Below are 12,992 nucleotides of genomic sequence, written 5' to 3' on the forward strand. Positions count from 1 at the left end.
CGCGGCGAAACCGACTTGCCGCGAAATACACCTACCGTCCTACCCGCGAACGCGAGCATCCAGGGCTTTATCGCTACAGGACTCTGAAGTCTCTGGATACCCGCCTTCGCGGGGATGACGACTTGGAGAGGCGTGGCGAAACCGACTGACCGCGAAATCAACCTACCGTCATGCCCGCGAAGGCGGGCATCCAGGGCTTTATCAAGGCATGACTCTGAAGTCTCTGGATCCCCGCCTTCGCCGGGATGACGACATGGAGCGGCGCAGCGACTGCGCCCAGCGCATCGAGCCCACCGCTTCCCGACGGCAGCATTCGCCCCATTGCCCCGCGCCATCGACCCGGCCCATCTCCCCGGCCCATCGCCCCCACCCCATCCGTGACGCGGTTTTGACTCGCAAGCCGACCCCACTGTCCATTGGACATCGATTCAAGTCACTGTTTTTCAACATCATCTCGCGCCGCAACTCGCTGCGCCGCAGCAAATCGCGCCATTTCGCGCAAACGTTGTCACGAGGTTCTGTGAACCAGCGCGCAAAGACTCGGACAGTTGGTTGACAACGTTGTCACGCGCGGCCAGTTTCCCCATCCGAACGGCGCGCCGATCGGTTCGCCGGCACGGCCGCCGGAGGGATCGCACGCGCAACACCGCAAGCCACCGCGGCCTGGCCGCACTCGCTGAAGGCATTCGCTGACAACCCAAGAACTCTCGCGCACGGCCGGCCTATCGCACCGGTCCGGCCGCTTCGGGCGGCGGTGCGCCGCAACGCCGCACTACCCCACGACGGCGCGACGACGCCGATCGACGAGGAGGCCCGAGCCTCCCATGCAATTGGAAGGTTCGACGACCTTCCTTCGACACGGGCGGGAAATCGCCGCCGGCCGCGCGCGGCCGGCGAAGTCTTGACTATGCATCGGGAGAGAGGAAGCACCATGAGACACGCACGGTCCGCCAACCTGCTGTTGCTGACCGGCATGCTCGCCGCGTCGTCGATGTCGACGGCGTGGGCGCAAGCCGCCTGCACCGGCGTTCCCGCCTGGAACGCCTCCACCATCTACGCCGCCGGCGACAAGCTGACCTACCAGAACCGCCTGTACCAAGCCAACGGGCCGATCTGGAACACGCCGCCGACGCATTGCCCGAGCTGCAATTACTACGCCGACCTGGGCGCGTGCAGCACCGGCCCGGTCAACCAGCCGCCGACGGTGAGCCTGACCGCGCCGAGCAACGGCGCCAGCTACAACGCCGGCGCCAACATCGCCGTCAGCGCCAACGCCGCCGACAGCGACGGTTCTGTCGCCAGCGTCGAATTCTTCCGCGGCACGACCTCGCTTGGCGTCGACACCACCGCGCCGTATGGCGTGACCTGGAACAACGCCAGCGCCGGCAGCCACAGCTTCACCGCCGTGGCCAAGGACAACCAGAACGCGACCACGACGTCTTCCGCGGTCAGCATCACCGTCAACGGCGGCTCCAGCGACACCACTCCGCCGAGCGTGCCGGGCGGCCTGGCCTCGCCGTCGCAGACCTCCAACAGCGTGGCGCTGAGCTGGAACGCCTCCACCGACAACGCCGGCGGCAGCGGCGTCGCCGGCTACGACGTGTACCGCAACGGCAGCCTCGCCGGCTCGCCGACCACGACCACCTACACCGTGTCCGGCCTGAGCCCGAGCACCAGCTACAGCTTCACCGTGCGCGCGCGCGACAACGCCGGCAACGCCTCGGCGCAGAGCGCGTCGGTCAGCGCCACCACCAAGCCGGGCGGCACCGGCGGCAACAAGCACAAGATCGGCTACTTCGCCCAGTGGGGCATCTACGGCCGCAACTACCGGGTCAAGAACATCGACACCTCCGGTTCGGCGGCGAAGATCACCCACATCAACTACGCCTTCGGCAACGTGCGCAACAACCGTTGCGAAGTCGGCGTGACCATTCCGTCCGATCCGAACACCGGCGCCGGCGGCGACGCGTTCGCCGATTACTCCAAGGCCTTCCAGGCCGGCGAGAGCGTCAGCGGCGCGTCCGACACCTGGGATCAGCCGCTGCGCGGCAACTGGAACCAGCTCAAGCAGCTCAAGGCCAAGTACCCGGGCCTGAAGGTGCTGATCTCGCTGGGCGGCTGGACCTGGTCGCGCGGCTTCTCCAGCGCGGCGCGTCCTGAAAACCGCCAGGCCTTCGTCGCCTCGTGCGTCGACGCCTACATCAAGGGCAACATCCCGGTCACCGACGGCGCCGGCGGCGTCGGCGCGGCGGCGGGCGTGTTCGACGGCATCGACATCGACTGGGAATACCCGGTGGCCTGCGGCATCGAGTGCGGCAAGCCGGAAGACAACGCCAACTTCACCGCACTGCTGGCCGAGTTCCGCCGCCAGCTCAACGCGGTGCGTCCGGGGCTGCTGCTCACGGTCGCGGTCGGCGCCGGCGTCGACAAGATCCGCGTGACCGATCCGGGCGCGTACCACCAGTACCTGGATTTCATCAACGTGATGACCTACGACTTCCACGGCGCGTGGGATCCCAAGACCGGCCATCATTCGGCGCTGTACGCCTCGCCGAACGATCCGTCCACCGGCGATCAGAAGTTGTACAACTCCAACGACGCGATCCAGGCCTTCATCACCCGCGGCGTGCCGGCGTCCAAGCTCAACCTGGGCATCGGCTTCTACGGCCGCGGCTGGACCGGCGTGCAGAACGTCGCCAACGGCCTGTACCAGAACGGCACCGCGGCGCAGGGCACCTACGAGGCCGGCATCGAGGACTACAAGGTCCTCAAGAACAAGCCGGGCACGATCTACACCGACGCCACCGCCCGCGCCACCTGGAAGTACGACGGCAGCACCTTCTGGAGCTACGACTCGCCGCAGCTGATCAACGAGAAGATGCAGTACGTCAAGGCGCAGAACCTCGGCGGCGCGTTCTTCTGGGAGTTCAGCGGCGACGACGCGACCGGCAGCCTGGCCACCGCGATCGACGACGGCCTGAAGTGATCCGTCGCTAGTCCTGCAGCAGCCCCTCTCCCGCATGCGGGAGAGGGGTCGGGGCGAGGGTCGCCATGCCCTGTCCCGCACCGTTCATCTGAAACGCTTCAGCAGCGTTTCGAAGTCCAAGTTTTGCAAAGCCTCGGCGAGCGATACGCCGGAGCGATCTGCAGCGGAGCGCCGGTCATCCCCCCGATCGGCGCTCCGATTTCGTTTTTGCGGGTGCGCTTTCGCGCCGATGCGCGAAGAAGATCGAATGAGGACGCTCGCGCCGATACGCGGCGAGCAGCGCCGAACGCGGCGCAGCTCACTCCACCGGCCGCCACACCAACTTGCCGCCGCGTCCGGGCACGCGCTGCATCAGCGCCGGCATCACGTACAGCGCCTCCAGCACCAGGGTCGCGGGCAGGTTCTCGATCCGGTCGACCGCGTCCTGGTACTCCACCGGCAGCTCGAACCCGACGCTGCGCTCGCGATCCAGGTACAGGTACTCGTCGTCCAGCGACATCGCCGCGAGCAAGGCGCTGGGCGCGCCGGCGATCAGTTCGCGCACGCTCAGGCCGGGGCCGATGTATCCGAACAAGCGGCCGCGATAGCCGGCCAGCGCAGCCAGATTGACCACGACGAAGTCGCGATTGTCGACGATCAGCAGCAGCGCATCGTCGATGCGCACGCAGGTGTAGCGCGGATCCAGCGCAGGCCATTGGCGCACCTTGTGGCGCTGTTCCAGCTCGACCACGCGCGTCAGTGCGGGCTCGCCCAGGGCGAAGCCGCCGAGGCTGCGGCCGGGGACGATATCGGCGTCGAGATCCATCGCAGCAACGTTCCTTGCGTCCGCGGCCCCTCGCCGCGCAAGCGCGCTCAGCGCGGGCGCGCCGGCTTCCTCGGCTTGGCCTTGGGCGCGTCCGCAGCGGCCGCGGCCGGCGCGGCGACGGCGCGATGGCCGAAGGCGGCGACGCGCTGCGCGGCGTTGGCGCGGATGTCCATGTAGAACAACTGGTAATCGTTGACGTGCTGGTCGCCGCCGAACCACCACTGCCGCCACTCGCCGTCGGGCAGCGTGGTCTGCAGCAGGCCGTCGCCGTCGCAGCGCGCGCTCACCCGCCGCGGCTGCGGCTCCGGCAGCGGCCGGTTGCGCTCGGCGTGCAGCGCGCCCAGGTGCGCGGACAGCGGGCTGGACTCCTGGTCGGCGCGCCAGGTCACCGGGTTCACGCACAGCAGCGGCGGCCGCTCGACGTTCCGGAAACCGCCGGGATACCACGCCCGCACCCGTTCGAAACGCTTGGGCCGCTCGCCCGGTTCGAACGCGCCGGCCTCGATCGCGTTGTAGAACACTGCGCAGCCGGTCTGCTCCGGGCTCGCGCACAGCGGCACGCCGGGCACGGTTTCCGTCAGCGCGTCGCGCGGCACCGGCGCGCCGATCAGGTAGGCGGCGACCAGGCGCTTGCGCAGGGCCGGGTCCGAGCCGACGTCCGACATCAGCTCGGAGATCAGGCGCAGGCCGTGGCCGCTGCCCTGGCTGTGCGCGGCGATGATGAAGGGCCGGCCGTGCGACCACTGCTTCAGGAACACCTCGAACGCCGCGCGCACGTCGCGGTAGGCCAAGTCCAGCGCCTTGTCGCGGTCGCCGTCGGATGCCGACAGGTAGCCGTTGAGCGTCATCTGCCGGTATTGCGGCGCGTAGATCCGGCCGACGTCGTTGAACGCGCTGGCCTGCGCGCGCAGGGTGAACTCGGTGCCGCGGTTGGCGTCTTCGTCGTCGAGCGGCTGGTTCCAGCCGGCGCGGGTGAAATAGGTGGTGGGGTGAATGTAGAACACGTCCACCGAGGCATCGGCCTGGCGGTTGCGCATGCCGATCGGGGTGGCGTCGGCGCCGTCGCGCTTGTCCGGCAGCGAGGCCCAGTAGCGCGCGTCGCGATAGTCCGGCGCGGCCGGTTCGGGGGTGCGGTCGAATTCGCGCTTGGGGTCCAGCACCATCCGCTTCACCGGTGCGACCACGTGCTGCATCGGGCTGCAGCCCGCGGCGCACGCCAATGCGACCATCACCAGCCAACCTGCGCCGCTCTTCATGCCCACCTGCCCGTGTCGGAGTGCCGGTGCGGCCGGAACGATTCCGGCCGGCCCGCGCGGCATTCTAGGCCGAGCGCGCCGCTTCTGTCGGCCGGTTTCCACCGATTATGTGGTGCCGACATGTAGCCGCTGCGTCGTGGGGATTCGCAGTTTGTAACAAAGGGTGACCAAGTGCGGATCGGCAGCGTGCGCCGTGGCAGGACGCGGTTTCGCCGGGCTCAACCCACCAAGCGCAACACGTCGTCGAGCAGGCCTGCGGCGGTGACCTCGGCGCCGGCGCCGGGGCCCTGGATCGCCAGCGGCTGGGCGCGGTAACGGTCGGACCAGATCGCGACCTTGTTGTCGGTGCCGGCGCCGGCGGCCAGCGGATGATCGCCGGGCAGCGACTGCAGGCCGACCTGGGCGGCGATGCGGCCGTCCGCGCCGCGCTCCAGGCGGGCGATGAAGCGCAGCTTCTCGCCGTTCTTGTAGGCCTGCGCGTAGCGCTCGCGCAGCGGCGCATCGAGCGCGGGCAACGCGGCGTCGACGCCTTCGCGGCTGAGGATCGCCAGTTCCGGCGGCACCAGCGAAGCGACCTCGACCTCGCTCGCGTCCAGCGCCACGCCGGCCGCGCGCGCCAGGATCAGCAGCTTGCGCCGCACGTCTTCGCCGGACAGATCGTCGCGCGGGTCCGGCTCGGTGTAGCCGGCGTCGCGCGCCTGCCGCACCAGCGCCGAGAACGGACGCATGCCGTCGTAATGGTTGAACAGCCAGGCCAGCGAACCCGACAGCACGCCGGCGATGGCGTGGATGCGGTCGCCGCCGGCCTGCAGTTCGCGCAGCGAACGCAGCAGCGGCAGGCCCGCGCCGACCGTGGCGCTGTCGCCGTAGCCCGCGCCGCCGGCCGCGCAGGCTTCGCGGATCGCGCGCCAGCGCGCCAGCGTGGTGCCCTGGCCGATCTTGCACGCGGTGACCACGTGGATGCCCTGCGCCAACCACTGCGCATGGCGCTCGGCCACCGCTTCGCTGGCGGTGGCGTCGATCACCACGCGCGCGCCGAAACCGCCGGCCAACGCCTCGGCCACCGCATCGAGCGAACTGCTGCGATCGGCCGCGGCCAGCGCGCTGGCCGCGTGCTCGGGCACGATCCCGTCCGCATCGGCCGCGGCGCGGCGCGAGTTGGCCACGTGCACCAGCCGCAAGCGTTCGCCGAGCGGACCGCCGCGCCAGCCGCCCAGCCGCGCCAGCACCGCGCCGCCGACCGTGCCGGTGCCGAGCAAGGCCACCCGCGCAGGCGCCGCGCCGACCGTTGGGGAGGGACGCAGCGCCGGCGCCTGCGCGACGGCCTCGTGCTCGTGCAAGGCGCTGGCGACGGCGCTCATCGTTTCGCGCGCGCCGCCGTCGCCACCGCCGCGCTGGCGCGGTCGAGGGCGGCCTTGAGGTCGGCGACCAGATCGTCGACGTGTTCGATGCCCACCGACAGGCGCAGCAGGCCGTCGCCGATGCCGGCGGCGGCGCGCGCTTCGGCCGACATCGCCGCATGGGTCATGGTGGCCGGATGCGCGACCAGGCTCTCCACGCCGCCGAGCGATTCGGCCAGGGTGAAGCAGGTCAGGCCCTCGACGAACGCGCGCACGGCGTCGACGCCGCCGTCGATTTCGACGCTGAGCATCGCGCCGAAGCCCTTCTGCTGGCGCGCGGCCAACGCATGGCCCGGATGCGAGGCCAGGCCTGGGTAATGCACCACGCGCACCGCCGAATGGGCGTCGAGCAGTTCGGCGATGGCCTGGGTGTTTTCCTGGTGCACGCGCAGGCGCGCGTCGAGCGTGCGCAGGCCGCGCAGGGTCAGGAAGGCGTCGAACGGCGAGCCGGTCAGGCCGAGCGCGTTGGCCCACCAGATCAGCTGCTGGTGATGCTCGGCGGTCTTGGCCACCACCGCGCCGCCGACCACGTCGCTGTGGCCGTTGATGTACTTGGTGGTCGAATGCACGACCAGGTCGGCGCCGAAGGCGATCGGCCGCTGCAGCGCCGGCGACAGGAAGGTGTTGTCGACCACGGTCAGCGCGCCCTTGGCCTGCGCGGCCTCGATCACGAAGCGCAGGTCGGTGATGCGCAGCAGCGGGTTGGACGGGGTTTCGATCCAGACCACGGCCGGGTCGGTCGCCAGCGCTTCGGTCAGCGAGCGCGGGTCGGTCAGGTCGGCGGTGATCAGCTCGAACGCGCCCTTGGCGGCCAGCGCGTTGAACAGGCGCCAGCTGCCGCCGTAGCCGTCGTGCGGCACCACGATGCGGTCGCCGGGCTTGAGGAAGGCGTGCAGCACCAGGGTGATGGCGGACATGCCGGTGGAAGTGATCACGCCGCCGGCGCCGCCTTCGAGTTCGGCCAGCGCTTCGCCGAGCAGGTCGCGGGTCGGGTTGCCGCTGCGGGTGTAGTCGTATTGGCGCTTGTCGTTGAAGCCGGCGAAGCTGAAGTTCGACGACAGCACGATCGGCGGGGTCACCGCGCCGTAGGCGGCGTCGCGGTCGATGCCGGCGCGCACGGCGGCGGTACAGGGATTGCGGACGAGCTCAGGGGTCGATTCGATGGTCATGCGGGCCGCTCCGTAGGGGTGAATGCTCAGGCGGCCGCCGACGTACAGTCGGCCAACGCTTCGCGAAGAATGGTGTCGATCTGGGACTGTTCTTTCAGGCAGGCGTCGTGGCCGTAGATCGAGCGCAGCACGCGCAGGCGGGTTTCGCCGCGCAGGCGCTCGACCAGGTCGTAGGACTCGCCCAGCGGGATCAGGCGGTCTTCGCTGACCGCGACCACGGTGACCGGCACGCGGATCGCAGCCGGGTCGAGCTGCTGCAGGTCGATCGATTCGGACAGGCGCAGGAACGCGGTCGGCGAGGTGCGGGCGACGTACTTGTTGCCGCAGTGGTCGAGATAGTCCTCGGCGTCGACGCGCACGCGGCCGTCGACCACTTGCGCGGCCCCGAAGCGCTCGGCGAATTCTTCCGGGGTGCGGTAGCTCAGCACCGCCAGTTCGCGCGCCAGCGCCAGGCCCTGGGCCTCGTCGCACTGCAGCGCGCCCAGCGCGACCGCGCGGCGCTGCAGCGCGCGCCAGGCGGCGGCGTAGGGATGGGCGCGGTGGGTGCCGCTGATCGAGACCAGCGCGTCGAGCCGCTGCGGATGGCGCGCGGCGAACTGCAGGCCGACCATCGCGCCGTAGGAATAGCCGACGAAGGCCTGCAGGCGTTCGATCCGCAGCGCGTCGAGCAGCGCGGCGACCGCATCGGCCTGGTCGGCCGGGTCGATGGCGACGTCGAGCGTGCCGTCGGCGCCGATCCAGTCGAACGAGACCAGGCAGTGACGCGACGGATCCAGCGAGCGGCCGGCGCCGACCTGGCTTTCCCACCAGCCGCCTTCGCCGAATTCGCGGCTCGGCGCCAGATGGCGGTGCGCGGAGATGCCGCCGGCGACGAACAGCGCCGGCAGCGAGCGCTCGCCCTGGATCTCGTAGCGCAGGCGCAGCGCGCGGCGGCCGGCGTGGCGCAGGTCGAGTTCGACCGCGATCTCGCCGCGCACGGCGCCGGGACGCACGGACGGCGCGCGTTCGAACGCGGCGGCGGACGCGGCATAGGCGGCGTAGGAATCGTGGCGTTCGGTGACGGCGGTGTTGGGGGCGAAGCTCATGGCGGGCATCCGTGAAGTGAACGGGCCACCGAGCTGCAAGTCGCGCACGCGCTGCGGGGCGCGTGTTCGCAACCATCTTCCGACCGTCGCCTCGACGCCTGAAAGGCGCGGGCGGGCCGCAGGAATTGGCACCTTCACGCAGCTTGCGCTGCGTTGGGTTGCCCCGGCTTCTAAGGGCCTGTCCCTCAGCCGGTCTCGATGGATGGGCACAGTCTGCCGAGCGTATGGAGGCGTGTCAATCGCTTCATCCGCATATAGCGATTTATTATTTAGCGCCCGCCCGGACGCGGCCGCCGGCCCCCGCTTGCCGCGCGCTTGTCGTCGGCGCCGCATACACTTGCGCCGATGAACAGCCGCCTCGCCGCCGTTTTCCTCGCCAGCGCCCTGCTCAGCGCCTGCGCCTCGGCGCCGCCGCGCGCGCCCGAAGCGCGCCGCGTGCTCGCGCCGCCGGCCGGGACGCTGACCCTGCCCGAACGTTTCGTGTCCGCGCCCAGCCCGCAGGACGAGCTGGATTCGCTGGCCACCTGGCCCGCCGCCGACGGCTCGACCTGGCTGATCGCCAGCGCCAAATCGACCCACCGCCTGGCCGTGTACGACGCCGACAGCGGCAAGCGCCTGCGCGAATCCGGTGGCAAGGGCGAGGCGCTGGGCCAGTTCAAGCGCCCCAACGGCCTGGCGGTGTTCGGCGACTACCTGTTCGTGGCCGAGCGCGACAACCACCGCGTGCAGGTGCTGCGCCTGCCCGAGCTGACGCCGCTGGGCAGCTTCGGCGAAGCGCAACTGCGCAGCCCCTACGGCCTGTGGCTCAACGAAACCGCGCCGGGCGAGCTGGAGGTCTACGTCACCGACAACTTCATGTACGGCGCCCGCTTCGACCAGGTGCCGGCGCTGAACGAACTCGACCAGCGCGTGCGCCGCTACCGCCTGCGCTTCGACGAGGCCGACCGCCTCAGCAGCGAATACCTGGGCGCGTTCGGCGACACCAGCGACGCGGCCGCGCTGCGCATCGTCGAGTCCATCGCCGGCGACGCCGCCGGCGACCGCCTGCTGATCGCCGACGAAGACCTCAGCCGCGCCTCGACCCTGCGCGAATACACCCTGGCCGGCCGCTACACCGGTCGCGCGGTGCCGGCGGGCAGCTTCCAGGCCCAGGCCGAGGGCGTGGCGCTGTGGAACTGCGCGCACGGCGCCGGGTACTGGATCGCGGTCGACCAGCTCGACCCGCAGACCGTGTTCCATGTGTTCGAACGCGACAGCCTGCGCCGGGTCGGCAGCTTCCGCGGCGAGGCGACCGCGCACACCGACGGCATCGCCGTGCACGCCGCTGCCACCCGCGCCTTTCCCTACGGCGCGCTGTACGCGGTGGACGACGACCGCGCGGTGACCGCCTTCGACCTGGGCGATGTGGCCCGCGCCCTGCAACTGCAGGCGGACTGTCTCGACTAGAACGTCGGCCCCCCTGGATAACCGCCGCCTCGATCCGGACCGTCCCGGCTAGGATGCCCCCGATTGGCCCCCGCCTTCCGCCGACCCATGCCGCGCCCGACCCCATCCCACCTCCGCCCCGCCGTCGCTACCGCCCTCGCCGCCGCGCTCGCGCTCGCCGCTGCCGGCGCGCAGGCCGGCAAGCTTTATCGCTGGACCGACCGCAACGGTGTGACCCACTACGGCGACCGCGCGCCCAGCCAAACGGCCGCAGCCGCCGCGGGCGCCGCCGAGGTCAAGGTGATCCCGTTCCGCTCCGAGCCCAGCTCGATCGCGCGCCTGCGCGTGCAGCAGGACGGCGACCGCTACCTGGCCTGGGCCGACAACACCCTGGCCGGGCCGATCGAGGTGCGGCTGGACTTCAACCACAGCAACAACATCATCGGCAGCCCGCTGCTGCCGGCCAGCGCCACCCTGGACCCGCGCGGCAGCGCGGTGATCAGCGTGCTCAGCGCGCAAGACCCCGGCCGCGGCGGCGATTTCGAACTGAGCATGCGCTCGGTGCCGGGCGACCCGCGCGCGCGGCCGCAGAACGTCGAATACCTGCTGCCGCTGCGCCAGCAGCAGTTCCGCATCGACCAGGGCTACGGCGGCCATTTCAGCCACAGCGAGCCCGAACACCGCTACGCCCTGGATTTCGCCGCCGACATCGGCACCCCGGTGCTGGCCGCGCGCGACGGCACGGTGATGCAGGTCGAGTCCGACTTCGACAAGGCCGGGCTCAACCTGGAGAAGTTCGGCGATCGCGCCAACTTCGTGCGCATCCTGCACGACGACGGCACGATGGCCCTGTACGCCCACCTCAAGGGCGACGACGGGGTGATGGTGCGGGTCGGCCAGCGCGTGCGCGCCGGCCAGCAGATCGGCCTGTCGGGCAACACCGGCTTCAGCACCGGCCCGCATCTGCACTTCACCGTGCAGGTCAACCGCGGCATGCGCCTGGAATCGATCCCGGTCCGCATGACCGGCCCGCAAGGCCCCCTGCGCCTGTCCGGCGGCGGCCGCTAAGCCGCACGAAGCCCCCTGTAGGAGCGACGCGAGTCGAGACCGCGGGGCTTCAATCTCGCGCCGGCCGCCGGAGGTCGCGGTCGCGGCTCGCGCCGCTCCTACAAAAGGCCGCCCCCGGCATCGCCCCGGGCCGCAGGTATAATCCCCGCCCTCCCCTTGCCTGCCGACGCGCCCCGGGCGCGCCGTTCCCATGTCCGAAGTCACCCAGCAAGCCCTGCGCCGCCGCACCTTCGCGATCGTTTCGCACCCCGACGCCGGCAAGACCACCCTGACCGAAAAGCTGCTGCTGTTCGGCGGCGCGATCCAGATGGCCGGCTCGGTCAAGGGCCGCAAGGCCGCGCGCCACGCTACGTCCGACTGGATGGCGCTGGAAAAGGAGCGCGGCATCTCGGTGACCTCCTCGGTGATGCAGTTCCCCTACGAGGACTGCATCGTCAACCTGCTCGACACCCCCGGCCACGCCGACTTCGGCGAGGACACCTACCGCGTGCTGACCGCGGTGGACTCGGCGCTGATGGTGATCGACGTGGCCAAGGGCGTGGAGGAGCGCACGATCAAGCTGATGGAGGTGTGCCGCCTGCGCGACACCCCGATCATGACCTTCATCAACAAGCTCGACCGCGAAGGCAAGAACCCGATCGACCTGCTCGACGAAGTCGAGAGCGTGCTCGGCATCCAGTGCGCGCCGATCACCTGGCCGATCGGCATGGGCCAGCGCCTCAAGGGCGTGGTCCACCTGCTGACCGGCGAGGTGCACCTGTACGAACAGGGCCGCAACTTCACCCGCCAGGACTCGACCATCTTCGCCTCGATCGACGACCCGGCCCTGGCCGCGCGCATCGGCGAGAACATGCTGGCCGAACTGCGCGAAGAGCTCGAACTGGTCGAAGGCGCCTCGCATCCGTTCGACAAGGCCAGGTACCTGGCCGGCGAACAGACCCCGGTGTTCTTCGGCTCGGCGGTCAACAACTTCGGCGTGCAGCTGCTGCTGGACTTCTTCGTCGAGCACGCGCCCTCGCCCAAGCCGCGCGAGACCACCGGCCGCGAGATTCAGCCGACCGAGGACAAGCTCACCGGCTTCGTGTTCAAGATCCAGGCCAACATGGACCCGCAGCACCGCGACCGCGTGGCCTTCATGCGCATCTGCTCGGGCAAGTTCAGCGCCGGCATGAAAGCCTTCCACGCGCGCACCGGCAAGGAGATCAAGCTGGCCAACGCGCTGACCTTCATGGCCAGCGACCGCGAGATCGCCGAGAGCGCCTATCCCGGCGACGTCATCGGCATCCACAACCACGGCACCATCTCCATCGGCGACAGCTTCAGCGAAGGCGAGAACCTGTCCTTCACCGGCATCCCCAACTTCGCCCCGGAACTGTTCCGCCGCGCGCGCCTGCGCGATCCGCTCAAGCTCAAGCAGTTGCAGAAGGGCCTGGCGCAGCTGTCGGAAGAAGGCGCGACCCAGTTCTTCCGCCCGCTGATGAGCAACGATCTGATCCTCGGCGCGGTCGGCGTGCTGCAGTTCGACGTGGTCGCCTATCGCCTGAAGGACGAGTACGGCGTGGACGCGAGCTTCGAGCAGGTCAGCGTCGCCACCGCGCGCTGGATCCGCTGCTCCGATGCCAAGAAGCTCGAAGAGTTCCGCGAGAAGAACGCGCTGAACCTGGCCGTGGACGCGGCCGGCGAGCTGGTCTACCTGGCGCCGACCCGGGTCAACCTGCAGCTGGCGCAGGAACGCTCGCCGGGCGTGCAGTTCCTGGCCACGCGCGAACACGCCCACGCCGTCGCGCTGGACTGAGGC

The 12,992-nt window shown here is 70.2% G+C and carries 9 protein-coding genes and 1 riboswitch; of the genes, 4 read left to right on the forward strand and 5 right to left on the reverse strand.

Annotation, left to right across the window (positions count from 1 at the left end; all coding sequences use genetic code 11):
* The first annotated feature begins 973 nt into the window (after positions 1–973).
* Entirely contained in the window at positions 974–2,986 is a 2,013-nt protein-coding gene (locus BLU84_RS28005) for a glycosyl hydrolase family 18 protein (protein ID WP_074864736.1), read from the forward strand.
* A gap of 298 nt (positions 2,987–3,284) precedes the next feature.
* On the opposite strand, the gene BLU84_RS06615 is transcribed toward BLU84_RS28005, so the two are convergent.
* The 5 genes from BLU84_RS06615 to metX form a co-directional block, all read right to left on the reverse strand.
* Positions 3,285–3,791 carry a hypothetical protein gene (locus BLU84_RS06615; protein WP_074864239.1) on the reverse strand — a complete coding sequence of 169 codons (507 nt, stop codon included), beginning with the start codon at positions 3,789–3,791 and terminating at the stop codon, positions 3,285–3,287.
* Between the two features lie 47 nt (positions 3,792–3,838).
* A complete protein-coding gene (locus BLU84_RS06620) occupies positions 3,839–5,047 on the reverse strand; it encodes a DUF3089 domain-containing protein (protein WP_074864242.1) in 1,209 nt (402 codons plus the stop codon).
* Between the two features lie 218 nt (positions 5,048–5,265).
* A complete protein-coding gene (locus BLU84_RS06625) occupies positions 5,266–6,408 on the reverse strand; it encodes a homoserine dehydrogenase family protein (RefSeq protein WP_083382371.1) in 1,143 nt (380 codons plus the stop codon).
* The gene (locus tag BLU84_RS06630; protein WP_074864245.1) at positions 6,405–7,616 is read right to left on the reverse strand and encodes an O-succinylhomoserine (thiol)-lyase; all 1,212 of its coding nucleotides are present in this window, start codon (positions 7,614–7,616) and stop codon (positions 6,405–6,407) included. The genes BLU84_RS06625 and BLU84_RS06630 overlap by 4 nt, the downstream gene beginning before the upstream one ends.
* A gap of 26 nt (positions 7,617–7,642) precedes the next feature.
* On the reverse strand, positions 7,643–8,701 hold the full coding sequence (gene metX, locus BLU84_RS06635) for a homoserine O-succinyltransferase MetX (RefSeq protein ID WP_083382372.1): 1,059 nt from the start codon (positions 8,699–8,701) through the stop codon (positions 7,643–7,645).
* A gap of 69 nt (positions 8,702–8,770) precedes the next feature.
* A riboswitch (SAM riboswitch) is annotated at positions 8,771–8,906 on the reverse strand.
* Between the two features lie 140 nt (positions 8,907–9,046).
* Here metX and BLU84_RS06640 point away from each other — a divergent pair.
* The 3 genes from BLU84_RS06640 (at position 9,047) to BLU84_RS06650 (ending at position 12,989) form a co-directional block, all read left to right on the forward strand.
* A complete protein-coding gene (locus BLU84_RS06640) occupies positions 9,047–10,147 on the forward strand; it encodes an NHL repeat-containing protein (protein WP_074864247.1) in 1,101 nt (366 codons plus the stop codon).
* A gap of 87 nt (positions 10,148–10,234) precedes the next feature.
* On the forward strand, positions 10,235–11,194 hold the full coding sequence (locus tag BLU84_RS06645) for a peptidoglycan DD-metalloendopeptidase family protein (protein WP_074864249.1): 960 nt from the start codon (positions 10,235–10,237) through the stop codon (positions 11,192–11,194).
* Positions 11,195–11,384: 190 nt separating this feature from the next.
* Entirely contained in the window at positions 11,385–12,989 is a 1,605-nt protein-coding gene (locus BLU84_RS06650; RefSeq protein ID WP_074864252.1) for a peptide chain release factor 3, read from the forward strand.
* Positions 12,990–12,992: the final 3 nt, after the last annotated feature.

This window comes from Lysobacter enzymogenes, assembly GCF_900106525.1.
GTDB lineage: Bacteria > Pseudomonadota > Gammaproteobacteria > Xanthomonadales > Xanthomonadaceae > Lysobacter > Lysobacter enzymogenes.